Origin of the sequence: Ruegeria sp. MALMAid1280, assembly GCF_049195285.1 — a bacterium.
Lineage (GTDB): Bacteria > Pseudomonadota > Alphaproteobacteria > Rhodobacterales > Rhodobacteraceae > Ruegeria.
Map to the genome: position 1 here is coordinate 66,343 of NZ_JBMIRT010000057.1, position 20,881 is coordinate 87,223.

19 protein-coding genes are annotated in these 20,881 nt (G+C 59.9%); 13 read left to right on the plus strand and 6 right to left on the minus strand.

Features of this window, described 5'->3' with window-relative positions; genetic code table 11:
- The first annotated feature begins 380 nt into the window (after window positions 1–380).
- The 5 genes from ACOQFT_RS15995 to ACOQFT_RS16015 all read left to right on the plus strand — a co-directional run bounded on the left by ACOQFT_RS15995 (window position 381) and on the right by ACOQFT_RS16015 (window position 6,015).
- Complete coding sequence (locus tag ACOQFT_RS15995; protein ID WP_421598886.1) at window positions 381–1,349, plus strand: aldose epimerase family protein; 969 nt, start codon at window positions 381–383, stop codon at window positions 1,347–1,349.
- A gap of 94 nt (window positions 1,350–1,443) precedes the next feature.
- Window positions 1,444–2,649 (plus strand): YcaO-like family protein, encoded by a 1,206-nt coding sequence (locus ACOQFT_RS16000; RefSeq protein WP_421598887.1) that lies wholly within the window; start codon window positions 1,444–1,446, stop codon window positions 2,647–2,649.
- Window positions 2,646–3,956, plus strand: coding sequence for a TfuA-like protein (locus ACOQFT_RS16005; protein ID WP_421598888.1), 1,311 nt, complete (start codon window positions 2,646–2,648; stop codon window positions 3,954–3,956). The genes ACOQFT_RS16000 and ACOQFT_RS16005 overlap by 4 nt, the downstream gene beginning before the upstream one ends.
- 43 nt (window positions 3,957–3,999) lie before the next feature.
- Entirely contained in the window at window positions 4,000–5,292 is a 1,293-nt protein-coding gene (locus ACOQFT_RS16010; protein ID WP_421598889.1) for a hypothetical protein, read from the plus strand.
- A 147-nt stretch (window positions 5,293–5,439) separates the two neighbouring features.
- Window positions 5,440–6,015 (plus strand): hypothetical protein, encoded by a 576-nt coding sequence (locus tag ACOQFT_RS16015; RefSeq protein WP_170446838.1) that lies wholly within the window; start codon window positions 5,440–5,442, stop codon window positions 6,013–6,015.
- Between the two features lie 69 nt (window positions 6,016–6,084).
- On the opposite strand, the gene ACOQFT_RS16020 is transcribed toward ACOQFT_RS16015, so the two are convergent.
- From ACOQFT_RS16020 to ACOQFT_RS16045, 6 genes are all read right to left on the minus strand, one after another.
- Window positions 6,085–7,803 carry a tetratricopeptide repeat protein gene (locus ACOQFT_RS16020; protein WP_421598890.1) on the minus strand — a complete coding sequence of 573 codons (1,719 nt, stop codon included), beginning with the start codon at window positions 7,801–7,803 and terminating at the stop codon, window positions 6,085–6,087.
- Window positions 7,804–7,946: 143 nt separating this feature from the next.
- Window positions 7,947–8,591: a GNAT family N-acetyltransferase gene (locus ACOQFT_RS16025; RefSeq protein WP_421598891.1), complete on the minus strand. Its 645-nt coding sequence runs from the start codon at window positions 8,589–8,591 to the stop codon at window positions 7,947–7,949.
- Window positions 8,592–8,781: 190 nt separating this feature from the next.
- Window positions 8,782–9,726 (minus strand): ABC transporter substrate-binding protein, encoded by a 945-nt coding sequence (locus tag ACOQFT_RS16030; RefSeq protein WP_421598892.1) that lies wholly within the window; start codon window positions 9,724–9,726, stop codon window positions 8,782–8,784.
- A 36-nt stretch (window positions 9,727–9,762) separates the two neighbouring features.
- A complete protein-coding gene (locus tag ACOQFT_RS16035; protein ID WP_421598893.1) occupies window positions 9,763–10,770 on the minus strand; it encodes an ABC transporter permease in 1,008 nt (335 codons plus the stop codon).
- Window positions 10,767–12,293 (minus strand): sugar ABC transporter ATP-binding protein, encoded by a 1,527-nt coding sequence (locus tag ACOQFT_RS16040; protein ID WP_421598894.1) that lies wholly within the window; start codon window positions 12,291–12,293, stop codon window positions 10,767–10,769. Before ACOQFT_RS16040 ends, ACOQFT_RS16035 begins: the two co-directional genes overlap by 4 nt.
- A gap of 41 nt (window positions 12,294–12,334) precedes the next feature.
- On the minus strand, window positions 12,335–13,888 hold the full coding sequence (locus tag ACOQFT_RS16045; protein WP_421598895.1) for a UxaA family hydrolase: 1,554 nt from the start codon (window positions 13,886–13,888) through the stop codon (window positions 12,335–12,337).
- 82 nt (window positions 13,889–13,970) lie between these two features.
- Between ACOQFT_RS16045 and ACOQFT_RS16050 the strand changes: the two genes are divergently transcribed.
- The 8 genes from ACOQFT_RS16050 to ACOQFT_RS16085 are packed head-to-tail and all read left to right on the plus strand — an operon-like array spanning window position 13,971 to window position 20,645.
- Window positions 13,971–14,708, plus strand: a complete 738-nt coding sequence (locus ACOQFT_RS16050; protein ID WP_421598896.1) for a GntR family transcriptional regulator — start codon at window positions 13,971–13,973, stop codon at window positions 14,706–14,708.
- On the plus strand, window positions 14,705–15,757 hold the full coding sequence (locus tag ACOQFT_RS16055; protein ID WP_421598897.1) for an aldo/keto reductase: 1,053 nt from the start codon (window positions 14,705–14,707) through the stop codon (window positions 15,755–15,757). The genes ACOQFT_RS16050 and ACOQFT_RS16055 overlap by 4 nt, the downstream gene beginning before the upstream one ends.
- Window positions 15,747–16,175 (plus strand): RbsD/FucU family protein, encoded by a 429-nt coding sequence (locus tag ACOQFT_RS16060; protein WP_421598898.1) that lies wholly within the window; start codon window positions 15,747–15,749, stop codon window positions 16,173–16,175. Before ACOQFT_RS16055 ends, ACOQFT_RS16060 begins: the two co-directional genes overlap by 11 nt.
- On the plus strand, window positions 16,172–17,002 hold the full coding sequence (locus ACOQFT_RS16065; RefSeq protein WP_421598899.1) for an amidohydrolase family protein: 831 nt from the start codon (window positions 16,172–16,174) through the stop codon (window positions 17,000–17,002). The genes ACOQFT_RS16060 and ACOQFT_RS16065 overlap by 4 nt, the downstream gene beginning before the upstream one ends.
- Before the next feature lies 1 nt (window position 17,003).
- Window positions 17,004–18,116, plus strand: a complete 1,113-nt coding sequence (locus tag ACOQFT_RS16070) for a fumarylacetoacetate hydrolase family protein (RefSeq protein WP_421598900.1) — start codon at window positions 17,004–17,006, stop codon at window positions 18,114–18,116.
- 13 nt (window positions 18,117–18,129) lie between these two features.
- On the plus strand, window positions 18,130–19,632 hold the full coding sequence (locus tag ACOQFT_RS16075; protein WP_421598901.1) for an aldehyde dehydrogenase (NADP(+)): 1,503 nt from the start codon (window positions 18,130–18,132) through the stop codon (window positions 19,630–19,632).
- 8 nt (window positions 19,633–19,640) lie between these two features.
- Window positions 19,641–19,784: a hypothetical protein gene (locus ACOQFT_RS16080; RefSeq protein ID WP_421598902.1), complete on the plus strand. Its 144-nt coding sequence runs from the start codon at window positions 19,641–19,643 to the stop codon at window positions 19,782–19,784.
- A gap of 18 nt (window positions 19,785–19,802) precedes the next feature.
- Window positions 19,803–20,645, plus strand: a complete 843-nt coding sequence (locus tag ACOQFT_RS16085; protein WP_421598903.1) for a fumarylacetoacetate hydrolase family protein — start codon at window positions 19,803–19,805, stop codon at window positions 20,643–20,645.
- The last annotated feature ends 236 nt before the right edge of the window (window positions 20,646–20,881 follow it).

Genomic DNA, 20,881 nt, shown 5'->3' on the forward strand with positions numbered 1-20,881 from the left:
TTACAACTTCAACACAAATCGCTGGCCAGACGCGCAAACCGCCGGAAGACCGAGCAGGAGAAAAACAAACCCTGCTATCCCGAAAAAACTGACACGGGGCAGCAAATGTGGAAGTTTGCTCCTTTTTTTGTTTGAGTCCTAGTACAAAACTACGCCAGCAAAGTTGTTCTAATCAAGCGTGCGCTTTTCTTCCTGCATTTTCTTGCCAACTCGCGGCGTAAGCAGGTGAAGCGTGTAATCATGGTTATGTAAAAAATGCTGATCAGAACGCCTCCTGTTAAACCATTTGTTTTTCAACCAGTTTGGGAGCCATATCGGTCAATGCCACCATCGGTATCATGTTCCAAGAGGTCGAAATGCACCCAACCTTCAGGCGCCCAATGCGGACGATCACGATTTCAAACGGGGCTTTGACAGCGACGTTGTTCCCGCTGGGCGCCACGTTGTGTGACCTTCGGCTTGATGGTGTCGGACACCCGTTGGTGCTTGGGTGGCATGATCCGGAAGACTATTTGCGCAAGGATGAGTATTTGGGGCCTGTCGTCGGACGCTGTGCAAACAGAATTTCGTCCGGGTCTTATCATCTCAACGGCAAGACGTTTCACCTGAACCGCAATTTTCGCGACCGCCACTGCCTGCATGGCGGACAGGATGGGACTGCGATGCAGCTTTGGGAGGCTGCGCAATGTTCTGCGACCAGCGTGACATTCACTCTGCATTTGCCTGACGGGCACATGGGGTTTGGTGGAGATTTGTTCGTGTCAGCCCGATACAGCGTGGAACACCCGGCGGCGTTGCGTCTGGAGATCGAGGCGCACTCGGACAGCGCCACGGTCTGCAATTTTGCGCCGCACTGGTATTTCAACCTGAACGGCGGCGGAGATATAACCGGCCACAATCTGCAGATCGCGGCAGATCGATACCTGCCCGTTGATGGTGACCTTATCCCCTTGGGGGACCCCGCGCCGGTTCAGGGCACCGAGTTTGATTTCCGCACGCCCAGGGCGGTTGGCGATTTCCCGTTCGATCACAATTTCTGCATTTCCGACCAACGGACATCCGAAAAACCTGTGGCGGTATTGGGATCCTCTCTGGCGGGGGTTCGGATGGCGTTGTCTTCGACCGAACCGGGCTTGCAGGTCTATTCCGGAACGTATCTGAACCACCCGGATCGTCGGACTTTGTCTGGCGATCCCTACAAGGCCCGTTCAGGCTTGGCGCTTGAGCCCCAAGGTTGGCCAGATGCGCCGAACAATCCCTCCTATCCCAGCGTGATCCTGCAGGCCGGGGAACGGTATCGCCACGTATCCCGCCTCAGCTTCAGCCACGCAACGCACCGGAACGGTTGACCGAAAGGACCCGATCCAGCATCCTGCGGCGTAACAGGCTGGCCCGGCGCGGTTATTTTTCATTGCGGTCACTTATTCTAGCAAGGTCCGAAACATGCCCGATGCATCGCAGAAGCAATATGTGCTGGACACGCATCGGCTGCGCGACCCCGAGCAGACCCTGCAGATCGTCAAACCGTTTCTGAAAGACATGGGCATCACCCGGATTGCGAACCTGACCGGGCTGGATCGGATCGGATTGCCCACGGTGATGGTTGCGCGGCCCAATTCGCGATCGGTTGCGGTGTCGCTGGGCAAGGGGTTGTCCTTGCGCGCGGCCGAGGCTTCGGGCGTGATGGAGGCGATTGAATCCTGGTACGCTGAACGGGTTCAGCTTCCACAGCGTCTGGCCAGGTATTCTGACCTGACCGAAGAAACCGCGGTGGTCGATGTGACCGGCCTGCCGCAAGTGACCGGAGGGCGATTTGACCCGCACGCCAACATGCTGTGGGTTCAGGGCCGTGATTTGCTCAAGGGTGAACCATGCTGGGTTCCGCTTGAGATGGTCGATACCGATTACACCAGCGCGCCGGTCGGCGGTCAGGCCGCCTTTCCCCGCACAACCAATGGGCTGGCATCGGGCAACAATCTGGCCGAGGCCAGCTGCCACGCCATTTGCGAGTTGATCGAACGGGATGCCACAACCCTGTGGCATCACCAACCGGGATCATCGCGTCTTGATCCCGACAGTATCGATGATCCGCGATGTCGCCAGGCTATTGAGATGATCACTGTTGCGGGGCTGGAAGTTGGGCTGTGGAACACGACGTCGGACGTCGACATCGCCAGTTTTCGCTGCGCGATTTGCGAGGGTGGCGGGCGACCCGGTCATATCGGTATCGGGGATGGATGCCACCCGGACCGCGCGATCGCCTTGCTGCGTGCTTTGACCGAGGCGGCGCAGACGCGGCTGACCTATATCTCGGGCGCGCGGGATGACCTCGACCCCGAGGAATTTACCGATCAGGCCAAAATGGAACGCGGCCAATATGTGCGCGACCTGATTGACGGAACGGCGGCGGATCAGAGCTTTGGCGACTGCCCGTCGCATGTAACCAACTCCTTCGACGAGGATCTGGAACTGTTGCTGCAGCGGCTTGCTGCTGTGGGCGCCCCGCAAGTGGTGACGGTCGATCTGTCCCGCCCGGAATATGACATCGGGGTGGTTCGGGCGGTCATTCCCGGGCTTGAGGCGCCCCATGACGAACCGGATTACATCCCCGGCCAGCGGGCGCAGCGCGTCAGGGAATGCCTGACATGACGGCGGTGGTTTTTGTTGGCCCGACACTTGCACCACAGGCGGTCTCGGATCGTCTGGACGCCACGATCCTGCCCCCTGTCCGGCAGGGGGACGTGTACCGCGTTGTGGGCGACAAACCGACGGCAATCGGTATAATCGACGGGTTTTTCGAAGGCGTGCCCTCGGTTTGGCACAAGGAAATCCTGTGGGCGATCGAACAGGGTATCCCGGTTTTCGGTAGCGCCAGCATGGGTGCCTTGCGCGCAGCCGAATTGGCCGATTTCGGAATGATCGGTGTTGGGCGCATCTTCGAGGATTACCGTGATGGCACCCTGCAGGATGACGACGAAGTCGCGGTGCTGCACAGCCCGGCCGAATTGGGTTTCCAGCCGCTGAGCGAGCCGATGGTGTCGATCCGGGCGACCGTAGCGCAGGCCCGGAGCGCCGGGATTCTGCCGCCGGACACGTCCGCCGAAGTGCTGCGCTGCGCCAAGGCGATGCATTACCATCATCGTATCTGGCCGGACATCCTCAACGCGCTGCCGGAGTTGCCGGGTATCGCCGAATTTGCGGATTGGCTGCCGACGGGTCGCATCGACGCCAAGGCCCGGGATGCCGTCGCCATGCTGGAGCGCATGTCGGAACATCTGGCCGGAACCCCCCTGCCCCCTTCAGATACCGTGCGAACCGAGCACACCCTGATGTGGAAGGCGCTGCGCGCGCGGATCGATGCCGGGGATCCACCCACCGACCGAGGCGTGATCGACGAACTGCGGTTACAGCCCGAGCTTTACGCAAGAGTGCGGGACCGTGCGGTTCTGACTCTGTTGTCGCGCGAAGAGGCGTCGAGACAGGATCACACCCTCGAACGCGCCGACCTGGTCCGTCAGATGGAGGCCCACCGGGCCAGTGCGGGCCTGTCACGGCGGTCTGACCTGATGGCGTGGATTGAAGCGAATGATCTGAGCCCCGAGGGTTACGAGACGATGCTGGCGGATGCAGCGAGAATCGAAGCCGCCACCGCATCGCGGGCGGGCCGTCTGGACGCTCAGCTGCTGTCGGAACTGCACCGGTCGGATCAATACACCCTTCTGCGGGACAGGGCCGTCAGCAAGGCGGAACAGGCCTTTCCGACAGGCCAGTCCGGCGTGGATCGGTTGCGGGTGCTGATATGGTATTTTGAATCTCGTCTTGACCAGACGGTGCCCGATGATCTTGACTCATACGCAGTGGCGCTGGGTCTGGCCGGGCGCGATGCGTTTTATGAGATGATAGAAGCCGAGTTTTTGTATTGCCACAGGGGTGCCGACACCGGAGCCGCCGAATGAAAGGCTGCCGGATTTGACCGGGCACGACACGGGAGGGCGTTTTGTGAACTTACCCGATCAGCTTGATGAAGAACCCGGTACCCGGTTTTTGCTGTACCCGCAGTCTCCGTTTCTGGAGCCTGACGCCCAACTGGAACTGGTCGAGATTTCGGCACCACAAGGCAGCATCGGGCCGGGGCCGTCCGGGCCGCGCATGTACACGGTCGATCCGGTGGGAAAGACCACCCCTTACGGTGCGATCGTACCGGGTCCGAACGGGCCAGGCATGTATCTGCCGCCCTGGGACGGCCAGATTCAGCCGCCGGCGATGCCGGATGAATTCGGCAATTTCATCCATATCGACCCCGCCAACCCCGCGTTTGAAGCCGCACATCTGTTCGGCTCGGCCCATTTCACCATGGATGTCTGGCAGGGCTATTTCGACCGCCCGATCCCATGGCATTTCGCCCGCGATTTTGACCGGCTGGAACTGTCGCTGCTGCCCAGTTTGGACAACGCACATATCGGTTGGGGGTTTCTGGAAACAGGCGGCACCCATGAACACGGGGGCGAATACCGCCCCTACAGTCTGAACTTCGACGTGGTCGCGCATGAGATCGGCCATGCCATCATCTATAGCGTGATCGGGATGCCCTCGGATGGTGATGCCTCGGGCGAGTATTACGGGTTTCATGAATCCGCGGCTGATCTGGTGGCTTTGCTGGCGTCGCTGCATTTCGGTTCGGTGGTTGATGACCTGCTTAAGAACACGCGGGGGAACCTCTACACCTTCAACCGCCTCAGCCGCTTTGCCGAATTGTCGGAAAATGCACAGATCCGGCTTGCGGCCAATGACCGGTCCTTGTCGGAATTCGCTGCCGGCTGGTCCAGCGAACACGCTTTGTCCGAACCCCTGACCGGTGCGATGTTCGATATCTTTGTCGATATCTATCACGAGCGTTTGCTGGTGCACGGCCTGATCTCGCCCGAGGAGGAACACCTGTCGGATCAGTTGGAGGGCTCGCCCGATTACAGCCGGGTGATGCAGGGTATTTTCGACAAGCGGTACGCCGAAAACCCCGAAGGGTTCCGCATCGCCCTGCTTGAGGCGCGCGACTATCTGGGCACCTATCTGGCCGACGCGTGGGAGATGCTGGACGCGGATATGCTCAGCTATTTCGGGGTGGAAAAGGCCCTGCTGGCGGTGGATCAAGAGATCACAGGCGGTGCCTTCCGCAATATCATCGAAGGCAACTTCCGGATGCGCGATATCGGTCTGACCACCGCAGGGCCGCGCCTGCCCGATCCCCAGGAAGACAGCCATTCGAATTCGGTCCGCACGCAGGTGCCGGGCTAGCGCCTAAAATCCTTTATTTTTAAACGGTTTTGTGGCATTCAAACGAAAGGTGATTTTAAGGAACAATTTGACCCGCGAATTTTCGGGTTTTCGTTAGGGGGGGCGAGGCGTCCCATGTCGTCAAGCCTGCAATCAGGAGATGAGTTTATGCCAGAGACTTTGCTCAGTTTTTCCGAAGTGTTGATTTTCGGACGCGTCCTTGAAGATATGAAATACGTCGTCACCGACAAACGCGGACAAGGAAATAACAAGCAACTGGACAAGCAATTTGCCAAGGACGGCGAAGATGAGCCCCGGTTCGCCAAGATATACGGCTTTGCTTATGAAGGTACGTATTACGACCTTCCCGAGCCCGCGATTTTCCTTGTTCATGGCAAGGGAAAAAGCGCCACGGATGGTAACCTGCCGGGCAACCTTGCGTCCCGTGCGCCCAACGATCCGTCGAAAAGCGGTGTTGCGGCCGCCGACTATCAGATGGCCAACGACATCATGTACTGGAACTACGACAAGGCCGATCAGACCATGCGTATGGATGTCACCTCGGGCATGTTCGAACAGGTTCTGCTGGACATCTATTTCGGTTTTGACAGTCCCGCGATCAGCGGTGCCCGCGTGAGTGGTGCGCGTGTCAGTGGGGCCAGGGTCAGCGGTGCCCGCGTAAGCGGTGCGCGTGTCAGTGGGGCCAGGGTCAGCGGCGCTCGTGCGCGGGGCTCGGAAGACTAACACGGGCAGAAACCCGGCTCACGTCAGGAAAGATTTGCGAAAGGCCCTGCTTCGCAGGGTCTTTCTCGTTCAGAATCCCGCCTTTTTCAGGCCCTCAACAAAGTGTTGCGTGTCCTCAGGCAGACGGTCCGGTTGCACGTTCTCCCACCGTTTCAGAGAGAAGTTGGGATGCGCCTTGCGATGGCGCTCTGCAATGTCACGCGCGACGTCCAGCTGATCGAGATGCGCGAAACTTGCGGCCAGCAAGCGCTGTCCTTCAGTGGGGTTGTTCATCTTGTTGACGGCCTCGATGGCGTCACCATAGCGCTTTAGGTTGAAATATGCTCCACCCAGGTGCCACAGGTACTGATCCGGGAAGTATGGATTCAGCCGCATTGCCTGTTGCAGATGGGTGATGGCCGTTTCGTTGTCGCCATAATGCGCCAGCGCATCGGCGAAATCGGAATGCATGTCAGCGTCATTCGGGTTCAGCGCCAAAGCACGGCGATAGGATTGCAGCGCCGCGTCGTGTTCCTTGCGATACAGATGGACATAGCCCAATTCGCCAAAGCCACGCGCATCGGTGGGGTCAAGTTCGATGGCGCGCTGCGCAAAGGTCAGCGCCTGATCCAGCGCAGTCGAGGGATCCTTGCTCCAGGAATAGCGCCAGTCGATGTTCAGGGTGCGGGACAGTGCCGCCGCCGCGCGGGCATAGCCTTCATCCCGGTCAAGCGCGGACTGGTAGAAGTTCTGCGCCTTGCGGTTGTCGTTCCGCGTGTATTTGAAAATGTGGTGCTGGCCCTGAAGCACGGACCCATAGGCCTCAAGGTCCGATGGGATTGCCTGAATCATGCGCCGCTTTTCATGCGATTCAATCATCACTGCGGTGGCGGCCACGATGCATTCGGTCACTTCGTCCAGGATATCGAAAATATCGTCGATCTTGCGATCAAACCGCTCGCCCCAGATGGTGCGTTCGGTCGTGGCATCGATCAGTTCCGCCGTGATCCGGATGCGGCTGGCCGATCGGCGCACGCTGCCCCGGGCCACATAGCGCACATTCAGTTTTTGCGCGGCTTCTTTCGGTGGCATCGACTGTGTTTTGAAGAAAAAAGACGAATTCCGCGCGATCACGAACAGATTGCGGAACTTGGACAGGTTCATGATGATGTCGTCGGTCAGGCCTTCGGCGATCCAGCTGTCCGACTCGTCCCCGCCCTGACTGCTGAACGGGAGAATGGCGACCGAAGGCGTATCGGGGCGCTCCAGCACGTCCCCAAGGATTTCAGGCCGCATCGTCCCTGCCATTGTCGCCCCGGCAACCTCACTGCGTACGCAATAGGTCGAGATGGGAGACAGGATGTTCTTAAGCTTTTTTGGCCCAAGAAATTCATAGCCATAGCGCAGGCGGTTGCAGACTTGATCATAAACGGCCGAGCTGACGTAAACCCTTTCAGGTTCGGCAATTTCCTGAAGACGCGCGGCGATATTGACGTTGTCGCCGTGGATGCCGCGGTCGTCGATCAGAATCTCGCCCAGATGGACGCCGACGCGGAACTTGAGCCGCTGATTATCCGTCCGTTCCTGATTGTGCTGACTGGCAATACGGTGCAGCTCGACCCCGAACTCAACCGCGCTGGTGGCGGTCTCGAACAGGGCCAGAATACCGTCGCCACGTACCTCAACCACCCGGCCCTGAAACGCGGCGCAGGTTTCTTCGAGCTGAGACAACAGTGATTTCAAAGCATTATATGTATCCAGCTCATTCTCGCTCATCAGGCGCGAATAGCCGACGACGTCGGCAAACAAGATTGCGCCCAGCTTCTGCGTAATGGAAGGATTTGGACTTGTGGTGTTCACATTCAATACTCGTCTCGGGGGCTGCGTTCGAACCCTATCGTCAGTTTATTGCAAAATGTGCATTTGCGCTCTGAAAGCGAAATCACACCCCGTTACTCACACTCATCAACTTGCGGTGGCCAGGACCAGCCTGAGATACCATCCGACCCGAAGGTTACGATGGTCCCCGGGTCAAGCTCTTTTGCCAGGATGGGGCGCTGGTCCATCCAATCCTGCCTGAGAACGCCAACGACGATCATGTCGTGAAATGCTCCGTCCGCGTACCAGGCTTGCCGCATGGTCCCTTCGACCTTGCACCCCAGTCTTTCAACGAGGTCGCGGCTTATGTGGTTATCATCCCGATAATACGAGGTAAGTCGGTTCAAGCCAAGCTGACGGAACGCAAAATCCACAACCAGAGCGGTCGCCCTGATGGCCAGACCTAACCGTCTGGCTGACTTTTCAACGAACATTGCAACAACTGCGTCCCGGTTGACCGATGATATGGCCTCCAGCCCTGCCAATCCCAGAATCTGCCCGCTGTCGGATTCGACAGCGAACCAGCATTTGCAGTTGTTTCCGGAGGCGCTGAAAACCTCGCTCCAGACTTCTTCAGACTGCATCAGGTTGAATGGAATGCGCGATGTGCGGTCAAATCGGGCGAGGTCCTCAATATCCTGGAACCAGGGAGTGATGACCTCCAGATCCGCCTTCTCTAGGGGGCGCAGCTTGAATACGCTGTTGGATTTGTCTGGCAATGGATCAACTACCTTTAATAAAAGTCAGAAAATACATTCCGGACCCTAACACACTTGTTCAACAAATATGAAACGAGAATGCGTCCGCCCCGGCGGATATGCTCCGACGGGGCTGTGTGTAGCTGAACGAGCCAAACGGAAACCGACCCGCCTGAAATAAACGGCCGGTTCGCCGTGAGCGGTGCGCGTGTTAGTCGTAAAGAACGGTCGAGATTTTCGGGTCGTCCATGTTTGACGCATCGTAGTAGTAGAAGCCGGTGTCGATCAGGGCCGGAACCTCTTCGCCGTTCAGTGCGGCAACGGCGGCTTTGACCGTCTCATAGCCGATTCCAACCGGGTTCTGGGTGATGGCACCTGCCATCAGCCCGCTTTTGATCGCATCTTTCTGGGCTTTGCCGCTGTCATAGCCAATGATGACCAGCCCTTCGGTGCCCAGTTCCTGCACACCATTCACCACACCAATGGCCGAGCCTTCGTTGGTGCCAAAGATGCCGTTCAGGTCTGGGTTCGCAGTCAGGATGGCTTTGGTGACCTCGGTCGATTTCAGATGGTCGCCTTGGCCGTATTGCACGGTCACGACCTCGATATCCGGGTATTTTTCCGCGATGCGGTCCACGAAACCATCACGGCGGTCGATGCCGGTGCGGCTGGTCTGGTCATGCGCGACCACGGCGACCTTGCCTTTTCCGCCCAGCATTTCGGCCATCTTGTCTGCGGCCAAACCTGCTGCGGCCAGGTTGTCCGTGGTTGCTGTGGACACCGGGATATCGCTGTCGACGCCGCTGTCGAAGGCGATGATCGGAATGCCCTTCTCATCAGCCTGTTTCAACAGCGGGATGGCGGCTTGGCTGTCCAGCGCGGCAAAGCCAATTGCCTTGGGGTTGTTGGCCAGCGCTGCGGCCAGCATGTCGATCTGACGGTCCACCATGGTTTCGTTGTCGGGGCCTTCAAAGGTGATGGTCACGCCATACTCGTCCGCCGCCTGTTCCGCACCGGATTTCACCGCCTGCCAGAACTGATGCTGGAAGCCTTTGGACACCAATGGAATGTAGATGTCCTCGGCCGCAGCCATCGAGGCCGGGGCCGCAAGGGTGGCCGCGCTCAGCGCCCCCAGAATGAAACGACGTGTAAACATGTTTATCTCCTCCTTGTTGGTTGTTTGTATGTTGGTTCAACCGGTCTTCTTCCGCCGCGCCATGTCGGCATAGACGGCCAGAATGATGATCGCGCCGGTCACGACGGTCTGCCATTCCTGCGCCACCGACAGCACACGCAACCCGTTGGTCAGAACAGCCATGATCAGCGCCCCGATGAGGGTTCCCAGGATCGTGCCGCGCCCACCGGACAGGGATGTGCCGCCGATCACCACGGCCGCGATGGCCTCCAGCTCATAGCCCAGACCCAACGCGGGCTGCGCCGAGTTCAGGCGCGAGGCGATCAGGATACCGGCGATGCCGCAGATCGCTCCGGCCAGCGCGTAAATGCGCATCTTCCACATGTCTGTATTCACGCCCGAAAGCCGAACGGCCTCTTCGTTCGAACCCAAGGCAAAGGTGTAGCGCCCCAGGACCGTGCGGCCCAGAATGTATGAGGCCGCGATGGCCACAAGGAACAGGATCAGCACGCCGTTGGGAATGGGAAGTGCGGGGAAAACCTCTCCGATCAGGGACCCGCGCGAGATCTGGTCGAAACCCGGCGTGTCGTTGAAATAGATCGGTCGCGTGCCCGAGATCACAAGCGATAAGCCTTTGAGGATCAGCATCATGCCCAGCGTGGCGATGAAGGGCGGGATTTTCATCTTGGCGACAAACGTGCCCGAGCACAGCCCGCACAGCGCCCCTGCCCCAATGGCGGCCGCGACACCCAGCAGCAGCGGCATTCCCAGATAGGTCAGCACCACCCCCGCGATCACCGCGCAGAATGTCATCAACGTGCCCAGCGACAGGTCAATGCCGCCTGTAATGATGATCAAAGTCGCCGCCACGGCCAGCACCCCATTGACCGAAGTGGCCTGCAGAATGGCGATCATGTTCGAGGTCTGCATGAAATTCGGCGATGCGATCGAGAACCCGATCAGCAAGGCGATCAGACTGGCGAACGCCAGCAGCTTTTGATAGGCGCCGCTTTCCGACAGACCCGCGAGGGGCTTCTTCTTGTCGATATCCGTGGCTGTGGTCATTGCACTGTCCCTCTTATCTGCATCGCCGGCGCGCGTTGGGTGGCCAGATGCATGATGTCTTCCTGGGTGGTGTCTTTCCCGCCGGGCAGAATGCCGGTCAACCGGCCCTCGCACATCACCGCGATACGGTGACTGAGGCGCATGATCTCGGGCAGTTCCGATGAGATCACGATGATCGTCTTGCCCTGCTCGGCCAGTTCTTCGAGCAGTTTGTAGATTTCCGACTTCGCCCCCACGTCGATGCCGCGGGTGGGTTCGTCAAAGATCAGAATATCGCAGTCGCGCAGCAGCCATTTGGCAATGACAACCTTCTGCTGGTTGCCACCCGACAGCAGTCGGGCCTCTTGAACATCGGACGGGGTGCGAATGCCCAATAGCTTGATATAGCTTTTCGCGGTGGTACTGATCTCACCATCATTCAGAACGCCACCCGTCGCGGTAAACAGGTCCATCGAGGCCAGCGCGATATTGTCCCGCACGTTCATACCGGTCGCCAGACCAAAGTGTTTGCGGTCTTCCGACAGATACCCGATCCCTGCGCGCACTGCATCCTTGGGGGACTTGATTGAAACCGCTTTTCCGTGGACGTGGATTTCACCGCTATCTTTGGGGTCGGCTCCGAAAATGGCGCGTGCCACTTCGGTGCGCCCGGCCCCCATCAGCCCGGCAAATCCCAGTATTTCGCCCTTTTGAACCGAGAAACTGACCTGGTGGATGTCCTTGCCCCGCGACAGGTTCGAGACTTGCAACGAGACCTCGGCGTTTCCCAGATCCGGCACGTCCAGAGGTTCCTCGTTTACCTCGCGCCCAACCATCATCGCAATAATCCGGCTGATCGGTGTGTCGGCGGCATCCGCGGTGCCGACATACTCGCCATCGCGCATGACGGTGACGCGGTCGGCGATCTGTTTCAGCTCATCCATTTTGTGGCTGATATAGACGATGCCGACACCTTCGGCCTTGAGGCGACGGATGATCACGAACAATTCGGCAATTTCGGCATCGTTCAGCGCCGCCGTGGGTTCGTCCATGATCAGAACCTTGGATCGGTAGGACAGCGCCTTGGCGATCTCGACCATCTGCTGTTTGGCGATAGTCAGGCTGCCAACCAGCGTTTTCGGGTCCAGTGACAGGTTCATCGAGGCGAAAATCTCGGCGGCCTGCGCGTTCAGCGCGGCCTCGTCCAGACGGCCAAAGCTTTTGCGGGGTTCACGCCCGATAAAGATGTTCTGTGCCACGGTTAGGTCATTCATCAGGCTCAGTTCCTGATGAATGATGCCGATCCCGAGATCCTGCGCCTCACGCGGGGTGGTTGGGCTGGCCGATTTACCTTCGATCACCAGATCACCGCCATCGCGCTGGTAGATCCCCGACAGGATTTTCATCAGCGTGCTTTTCCCGGCCCCGTTCTCGCCCATCAGCGCGTGAACCTCACCCGGAAACAGATCGAACTGCACGGATTTCAGCGCGTGCACACCGGGGAAGTGCTTGTCGATCCCCGTCATGTCGACCAGTTTTGTCATTTTTCCTCCCATACCGCCCGTCTCCCCAAGGGCTGCGCCGGTTACATCACCGCACCGATTTGCCAGGGTACGAACTCGACGCCCCCAAAACCCAGTTCCTCACTTTTGGTTTTCTCGCCGGATGCGACCCGGATCAAAATTTCAAACAGCTCTTCACCCTTGGCTTCGATGCTGATCCCGTCGGTGACGATGTCGCCGCAGTTCAGGTCCATGTCGTCCGCCATCCGCGCGTACATTTCGGAATTGGTCGCCAGCTTCACGCAGGGCGTCGGCTGATAGCCGGACACCGAGCCCCGCCCGGTGGTAAACACGATCAGGTTCGCGCCCGAGGCCACCTGCCCCGTAACAGAGCACGGGTCAAATCCGGGACTGTCCATAAAGACAAAGCCCTTTTTGTCGATCATCTCACCGAATTTGTAGACATCCCGCATTGGTGCAGTACCGCCCTTGGCGACAGCTCCCAGCGATTTCTCCAAAATGGTGGTCAGCCCGCCACGCTTGTTTCCGGGGCTGGGGTTGTTGTCCATCTCGCCGCCGTTGCGGGCAGTGTAGTCTTCCCACCAGTGGATGCGCTCTATTAGTTTCCGGCCCACTTCGGGCGTCTCGGCGCGACGGGTCAACAGATGTTCGGCCCCATAAACTTCTGAGGTTTCCGACAGGATTGTTGTGCCGCCGTGGCGCACCAATAGGTCTGACGCATATCCCAATGCCGGATTGGCGGTGATCCCGGAATAGCCATCCGAACCTCCGCATTGCATTCCGACCGTGATCGCGCTGATCGGCGCAGGCTGCCGAACCGCCTGATTGGCCAGTTCCGCGATGCCGCGCAATTCTTCCAGGCCGCGTTCGATGGTGCGGCGGGTGCCGCCTTCGTTTTGGATGGTCATGTAGCGCAGCGCGCCGTCCTGACGGATCGGACGACCGCCGACCAGATCGGCGACCTGCATGACCTCGCAACCCAGCCCGATCAGCAATATGCCCGCAAAGTTGGGATGCTGGGCATATCCGGCCAGAGTGCGGAACAGGGTCGCATAACCTTCGTCCTTGCCGGACATGCCGCAGCCGGTGCCGTGCACGATCGGCACCACGCCATCCACATTCGGATAGTCGCCCAAGAGGCCGGACTTCTGGGCCGCTTCGGCAATGAAGCGCGCGACCGAGCCCGAACAGTTCACCGTGGTCAGAATGCCGATATAGTTGCGTGTTCCAACTTTTCCGTCGGCCCGGTGAAACCCCTGAAAGGTGCGGTCCTCATTCAATGGCGCCAAGGGCGTGTTGGCGCTGGCATGGGCGTAATCCTGTTGATGCGCCCCCATCCCAAGGTTGTGCACATGGACATGGTCGCCGGGGCCGATGTCACTTTTTGCCTGTCCGATGATCTGCCCGTAGCGGATGACATTCTCACCGGCGGCAATGGCAGTGACGGCGATCTTGTGTCCGCGAAGAACGGGGCCAGGCAGCGGCGAGGTCAGTCCGAAAGGCCGGTCTCCGGCATGCAAATCGCGCAGCGCGATCACGACATTATCATCAGGGTTCAGCTTGACCGTGTCCCGAGTCGCCGTCCCAGACGCCTTATTTTCCTGACTAGCTTGCATCCGATCCCCGCTTGCCTGACCTGATTGCTAAAGCGCGATCACATACTTGTCAACTAACATGTTAGTATGATAGGTGGAGATCATGACCAAACCACAAGACATCGACGCGCAGCTGTTGCGCGATATTGCGTCGGATGAGGGCTCGCTGGCGCAGCGGGTATATCAGGCGATCAAGCAAGCCATTCTGTCGCTGGACTTTCCGCCCGGGGCGACGCTCAGAAAGGCGCCGATCTGCGAGCGGTTGGGCGTGTCGCGCGCACCCGTGACCGAGGCGATTGCCCGGCTGGCAGCCGAAGGGCTGGTGGATGTCGTGCCGCAATCGGGAACGCGGGTCTCATATTTTTCGATGCCGGAAATCCGTGAAGGCATGTTCCTGCGTGAGGCGTTGGAACTGGCAACCGTCGCCAAGGTGGCGCGCGACCTGACCGAGGATCAGCGCAAGAAACTCAGCCGCAACATGCGTCTGCAAGAGTTGCTGATCGAAGATGACGATATTCCCGGCTTCTACCAGGCGGATGAGGAATTCCACGCCTTGCTGATGCAATTCACCGGTTTCAAACATCTGGGCGACGTGGCGAAAACCGTGTCGCTGCAAGTCAGCCGCGCCCGTATGCTGTTGCTGCCCACGCCGGGGCGTATCGCGGAAACTATGCAAGAGCATCGCGCCATTCACACCGCGGTTCTGGACCGCGACGAACAGGCGGCGCAGGCGGCCATGCGGCGCCATCTGGGGCAGCTCATGCCGCGGATCGAGGTCCTGATTCAGGAACAGCCGCACCTCTTCAACATCACCATTCAGCCAACACGGGAAGCAGGATGACCGTTGCGCAGACCGAACTCTTGAACCATCGCACCAAAAGGCCTGTGCCGTTGACCCGCATGGGTTTTGGTGGCGCACCTTTGGGCAATCTCTATCGCAAAGTCTCGGATCAGGACGCACAGGCGGCGTTGCAGGCCGCCTATGACGCGGGCATCCGGTATTTCGACACCGCGCCCCAATACGGGCTAGGCCGGTCCGAGCATCGGTTTGGCCAGGCAATCGCGCGCTTCGGGCGCGAGACCATCCAGCTGTCAACCAAGATCGGGCGCCTGCTGCTGGATTGCGAGCCGCATGAAGTAACGCCCGAGGCCTTTGTGGACGTGCCGCAGAAACGCATCGTGTTTGATTACACCTATGACGGGGTGATGCGGTCCTATGAAGCAAGCCTGGACCGTCTTGGTGTGGCCAGCGCCGATATCCTGCTGGTGCATGATGTCTGTGTCTTCAGTCAAGGCAGTCAGGAAATGTCGGACGCCAAAGTGCGCGAGTTGTTCGATGGCGGCGGCTATAAGGCGCTGACCGAGCTGCGCGACGGGGGCGAGGTTGCCGCTATCGGCGCTGGCGTGAACGAATGGCAAGTTTGCGAGAAATTGCTGGGGCTGGGTGATTTTGACAGCTTTTTGTTGGCTGGCCGGTACACGCTGGTGGAACAAGAGGCATTGGACAGTTTCCTGCCGCTTTGTGAAAAACGCGATGTCGGGATCATTCTGGGCGGGCCCTATAACTCGGGCATTCTGGCCACCGGAGCGGTGCCCGGAGCCAAATACAATTACGCCGACGCGCCCAAGGATATTCTTGACCGGGTGCGCAAGATCGAGGCTGTTTGCGCCGCGCATGATACGCCACTGATCGCGGCCGCGTTGCAGTTCGTTCTGGGCCATCCCAGCGTGAAAACCGTGATCCCCGGTGCGGTCAGTGCCGCCGAGGTTCAGGCCAATGTCGCCCTGCTGAACCGCGACATCCCGGCGGGGCTTTGGTCTGATCTGCGGTCCGAGGGCCTGATCCGCCCCGATGCACCTCTGCCCGCCGAGGCCGCCAATGCTGCGTAACATCGACCCGATCCTCTTGCCCGCGCTGCTGCACGCGCTGCGCGCAATGGGACACGGAGATGAGATCGTCATCGCGGATGCGAATTTTCCCGGCTCCAGCATTGGCCCGACATGCATTCGCGCCGATGGGTCATCGGCCAGTGAGATATTGCGGGCGGTTCTGTCTGTCATGCCGCTGGACACATTCGCACCTGACCCGGCGCTAACCATGCAGGTGGTCGGCGATCCGGACAAAGTGCCCGAAGCCGTGGCCGATTTTCAAACTATCATCGATGCCACGGCAGACAATCCCAGCCGCATTCAGGGGCTGGAACGGTTCGCCTTCTACGACCGCGCCGCCAGCGCCTTTGTCATCGTCCAGACAGGCGAGCGCAGGCTCTATGGCAACATCATCCTCAAGAAAGGCGTCATTGGATGAGGATCGACGCACATCAGCATTTCTGGGCTTTGGCGCGGGGTGACTACGATTGGCTGACGCCGGAACTTGCCGCGATTTACCGGGATTTCACGCCGGACGACTTGGCGCCCCTTATCAGGGCCGCCGGGATTGACGGTACGGTTTTGGTGCAGGCCGCCCCAACGGTCGCTGAAACGGAGTACATGTTGTCTCTGGCCGATCAAACTTCGTTCATCAAAGGCGTGGTCGGTTGGGTCGATTTCGAAGCCGCCGATGCGCCTGCACAGATCAACGCGCTGTCCGTGCACCCGGCGCTGGTTGGGCTGAGGCCGATGATTCAGGACATCCCTGACCCCAATTGGATGATAGGGGACGATCTGACTCAGGCATTTGAGGCGATGCAGCGCCACGATCTGACCTTTGATGCCCTGACCCTGCCGCAACATTTGCGTCCGTTGCGCCAACTTCTGTCGCGGCACCCGAGGATGCGGGTGGTAATCGATCACGGATCCAAGCCCCTTATCAAGAACGGGTTGATCTCGGGATGGGCCGAAGACATGGCCGCGCTTGCTCGTGGTACTGACGCTTGGTGCAAACTGTCTGGTCTGGTCACCGAGGCCGCGCCGGATTGGACGGCTGACGACCTCCGCCCTTATGTTGAACACCTGCTGGACACGTTCGGCCCGTCCCGCCTGATCTGGGGCAGTGACTGGCCGGTCTGCACATTGGCCAGCAGCTATCAGCACTGGCTGGATACCACGGGCGAGTTGTTGAGCGCGCTGACCGAAACCGAACGCAATGCGGTTCTGGGGGGCAATGCCGCCCGGGCCTATGACCTCAGAGGTTGAGATGACATTTCCGAAGCTGGACACCGGCGGGCTTTGGCTGGGGCGGGTTGATCGCGAGGGTGTTGGCCCTTGCATTGTGACCCTGCGCGACGGGCAATTGATTGATATCACATCCAAAGAAGCGCCAACCGTACGCGATATCCTCGAACGCAAGGATGCCGCCAATTACACGTGTCACGCACCGGGTGAGGCGATAGGCTCGCTGGACGCGGGCCATCACTGGCTGGCCCCATGTGATTTGCAGGCGGTCAAGGCCTGCGGCGTCACCTTCGCGGGCTCTATGGTGGAACGGGTGATCGAGGAACAAGCCGCCGGTGATCCGGCCAAGGCCGACGCGATCCGCACCCGTATCGGCGCCCGCATCGGTGGCAGCCTGACCAATATCGTGCCGGGGTCTGACGCGGCCGCACAGGTCAAACAGGCTCTGGTCACCGAAGGGCTGTGGAGCCAATATCTGGAGGTCGGGATCGGCCCGGATGCCGAGGTGTTCTCAAAAGCGCAGGTTTTGTCTTCGGTCGGGTATGGTGCGGATGTCGGCTTGCACCCGAACTCAACCTGGAACAACCCCGAACCCGAGGTCGTTCTGGCCGTCAGCTCACAGGGTGAAATCAAGGGCGCAACGCTGGGCAATGATGTCAACCTGCGGGATGTCGAGGGGCGCTCGGCCCTGTTGCTGAGCAAGGCCAAGGACAACAACGCCTCATGCGCGATCGGGCCGATGATCCGGCTGTTCGATGACAGTTTCACGCTGGATGACGTGCGCGCGGCTGAACTGACGCTGACCGTGACAGGACCCGACGGGTTTGACATGCAAGGCCATTCCTCGATGGCGCAGATCAGCCGCGACCCGGTCGATCTGGTGGCCCAGACCATCGGGCGGCATCACCAATATCCCGACGGGCTGATGCTGTTTCTTGGAACCCTCTTTGCACCGACCCAGGATCGCGATACTCCGGGGGGTGGGTTCACCCATAAACTGGGTGATATCGTCACGATCTCAAGCGACAAGCTGGGCACGCTGACCAACAGGGTGCGCCTGTCGACCGAATGCCCGGAATGGAAGTTCGGGGCGTCCCACCTGATGCGAAACCTCGCCCGGCGCGGGCTGATTTAAGGAAGATTTGAACATGTTGACCGGAAAACACCTGATCGCTGGCGAATGGGTCGGGACCGAGGCCACTTTCGCGTCGGACCCTGCACATGGACCAAGCCATGATTTCTCTGTGGGGACGCCTGCGCATGTGGACGCCGCCGTTCAGGCCGCAGAAGAGGCCTTTGCCACATTCGGCTGGTCCACGCGGGCTGACCGGGCCGCGTTGCTGCGGAAAATCGCGGACGAGATTGACGCGCGCGGCGATGCGATCACCCAGATCGGGTGCCAGGAAACCGGCCTGCCCGAGGCGCGGCTGCAGGGCGAGCGGGGCCGCACCACCGGCCAGCTTCGGCTTTTTGCGGATCATATCGAAGCCGGAGAGTATCTGGATCAACGCCATGATCCCGCCCTGCCGGATCGCGCGCCCCTGCCCCGCCCCGACCTGCGCATGATCCAGCGCCCGATAGGCCCGGTTGCGGTGTTTGGGGCGTCGAACTTCCCGCTGGCGTTCTCGGTCGCGGGCGGGGATACGGCGGCGGCCTTAGCTGCGGGCTGTACCGTGGTTGTCAAAGGCCACCCGGCGCATCCCGGCACCGGTGAGATCGTGGCGCAAGCGATTGATGCCGCGATCAAGGCAACCGGCACCCCCGCTGGTACGTTCTCGTTGATCCAAAGCGACGGGATTGGGGTCGGAACAGCCTTGGCCCAGCATCCGCTGATCCGGGCGGTGGGGTTCACCGGGTCGTTGCGCGCCGGTCGCGCACTGTTCGATATCTGCGCCCAACGCCCCGAACCCATCCCGTTTTTTGGTGAGCTGGGCTCGGTCAACCCGATGTTCGTTCTGCCCAAAGCCGCCGCGGTGCGGGGCGCCGAGATCGGCACTGGCTGGGCCGGTTCATTGACCATGGGCGCGGGCCAGTTCTGCACCAACCCCGGCATCGCCATTGTGGTTGATGGATCGGGCGCGGATGCCCTGCAGGCAGCAGCGCAGTCCGCATTGGCCGAGACGGGGGAACAAACGATGCTGACCAGCGGTATCGCGGACGCGTATCGCAAGGGCGTGGCGCAATTCGCTGAAGGCGCCGGGGTCACCCAGATCGTCAGCCAAGACAGCGCGCCCCGCAGCGCCGCCCCGAACCTGTTCGTCGTTTCCGGCGACAATTGGCTGGCCGATGACAGCCTGCATGACGAGGTCTTTGGCCCCACCGGCATCATCGTGCGAACCCGTGACGTCGATCAGATGACCGACGTCGCCCGCGCAGTCGAAGGGCAACTGACCTGCACCCTGCATTTGGACGCCGAGGATGCGGACACCGCGCGCAAACTGGTGCCTGTGCTGGAACGCAAGGCCGGCCGGCTGCTGGCCAACGGCTTCCCCACCGGTGTCGAGGTCTGTGACAGCATGGTGCATGGCGGCCCCTATCCCGCCTCGACTAATTTCGGCGCAAGCTCGGTCGGCACCCTGTCGATCCGGCGTTTTTTGCGGCCGGTCTGTTACCAGAACCTGCCGACCGATCTTATGCCGGAACATGTGTGAGAGACGCGATGACGGATTTCATCGCACGCCAGTCGATGGGCCTAAGTCGAACCGCCGAGGGAATGGCAGAACCAGCGCTGTATCTTGCAAGCGACGCCCGCAACTACACCATAGGACAGCCCTTTGCCATCGAGGGCGGCTGGACCACCTGAATTGAAAAGGAACAGGAAATGAAGCTTTTACGCTATGGTCCGGTTGGCGCGGAAAAACCCGGAGTGCTGGACGAGAATGGCAATGTCCGCGATCTGTCCGGCGTTGTAGGCGATATCGCGGGCGATGTGCTGAGCGAGGAGGGGCTGGCGCGCTTGCGCGGGCTCGACCTGGCCGGGCTGCCGGTCATTGAAGGCAACCCGCGTATCGGTGCCTGTGTCGGTCACGTCGGCAAGTTCATCTGCATCGGTCTGAACTATGCCGATCACGCTGCCGAAAGTGGAATGGAACTGCCCGCCGAACCGGTGATCTTTTTCAAAGCCACCTCTGCTATCGTTGGTCCGAACGACACCGTCGAAATCCCGCGCGGCTCGGTCAAGACCGATTGGGAGGTCGAGTTGGGGGTCGTGATCGGCAAAGAGGCAAAATACGTGTCCGAGGCCGAGGCGCTGGACCATGTGGCCGGGTATTGCGTCGTCAACGATCTGTCGGAGCGTGACTTCCAGTTGCACCGTTCGGGTCAGTGGGTCAAAGGCAAGTCAGCAGACACGTTCGGCCCAATCGGGCCTTGGCTGGTAACGCGGGACGAAATCGCCGATCCGCAGAACCTGCCGATGTATCTTGAGGTCAACGGCCACCGTTATCAGGACGGGTCGACAAACACGATGCATTTTGGTGTGGCCACCGTTATCTCGCACCTGTCGCATTTCATGTCATTGCAACCGGGTGATGTGATCTCGACCGGAACACCTCCGGGTGTGGGTATGGGGCAGAATCCGCAGACCTATCTGCAGCCCGGCGACAAGATGGAGCTGGGCATCGAAGGGCTGGGTGTGCAGCGTCAGAACGTCGTGCAGGGCTGACCTGCCGGGCTGAAACCGAGACCCCGGTCAGATAACCGGGGTTTTCGTTTGTTTGCAACCAAGCGAACATCCCGGCCATTTCGGCCAGCGCCTGAAACCGGTTTGGACAAGGGACGTGAAACAGGGATGAAGTTTCGTCCGCCATGCCACCAGATGCGGTGTCTCACTTGATTGCAATCGTGGCGTGCAAGGGACTTGGAAATCCATCACTCATTTTGTATTTTGGATACAAGTTG

What these genes read in the sequence shown, in the direction of transcription:
- ACOQFT_RS15995 (WP_421598886.1), top strand. Translation starts at nt 381, where the DNA reads ATGCGGACGATCACGATTTCAAACGGGGCTTTGACAGCGACGTTGTTC.
- ACOQFT_RS16000 (WP_421598887.1), top strand. Translation starts at nt 1,444, where the DNA reads ATGCCCGATGCATCGCAGAAGCAATATGTGCTGGACACGCATCGGCTG.
- ACOQFT_RS16005 (WP_421598888.1), top strand. Translation starts at nt 2,646, where the DNA reads ATGACGGCGGTGGTTTTTGTTGGCCCGACACTTGCACCACAGGCGGTC.
- ACOQFT_RS16015 (WP_170446838.1), top strand. Translation starts at nt 5,440, where the DNA reads ATGCCAGAGACTTTGCTCAGTTTTTCCGAAGTGTTGATTTTCGGACGC.
- ACOQFT_RS16030 (WP_421598892.1), bottom strand. Translation starts at nt 9,726, where the DNA reads ATGTTTACACGTCGTTTCATTCTGGGGGCGCTGAGCGCGGCCACCCTT.
- ACOQFT_RS16035 (WP_421598893.1), bottom strand. Translation starts at nt 10,770, where the DNA reads ATGACCACAGCCACGGATATCGACAAGAAGAAGCCCCTCGCGGGTCTG.
- ACOQFT_RS16040 (WP_421598894.1), bottom strand. Translation starts at nt 12,293, where the DNA reads ATGACAAAACTGGTCGACATGACGGGGATCGACAAGCACTTCCCCGGT.
- ACOQFT_RS16045 (WP_421598895.1), bottom strand. Translation starts at nt 13,888, where the DNA reads ATGCAAGCTAGTCAGGAAAATAAGGCGTCTGGGACGGCGACTCGGGAC.
- ACOQFT_RS16050 (WP_421598896.1), top strand. Translation starts at nt 13,971, where the DNA reads ATGACCAAACCACAAGACATCGACGCGCAGCTGTTGCGCGATATTGCG.
- ACOQFT_RS16055 (WP_421598897.1), top strand. Translation starts at nt 14,705, where the DNA reads ATGACCGTTGCGCAGACCGAACTCTTGAACCATCGCACCAAAAGGCCT.
- ACOQFT_RS16060 (WP_421598898.1), top strand. Translation starts at nt 15,747, where the DNA reads ATGCTGCGTAACATCGACCCGATCCTCTTGCCCGCGCTGCTGCACGCG.
- ACOQFT_RS16065 (WP_421598899.1), top strand. Translation starts at nt 16,172, where the DNA reads ATGAGGATCGACGCACATCAGCATTTCTGGGCTTTGGCGCGGGGTGAC.
- ACOQFT_RS16070 (WP_421598900.1), top strand. Translation starts at nt 17,004, where the DNA reads ATGACATTTCCGAAGCTGGACACCGGCGGGCTTTGGCTGGGGCGGGTT.
- ACOQFT_RS16075 (WP_421598901.1), top strand. Translation starts at nt 18,130, where the DNA reads ATGTTGACCGGAAAACACCTGATCGCTGGCGAATGGGTCGGGACCGAG.
- ACOQFT_RS16080 (WP_421598902.1), top strand. Translation starts at nt 19,641, where the DNA reads ATGACGGATTTCATCGCACGCCAGTCGATGGGCCTAAGTCGAACCGCC.
- ACOQFT_RS16085 (WP_421598903.1), top strand. Translation starts at nt 19,803, where the DNA reads ATGAAGCTTTTACGCTATGGTCCGGTTGGCGCGGAAAAACCCGGAGTG.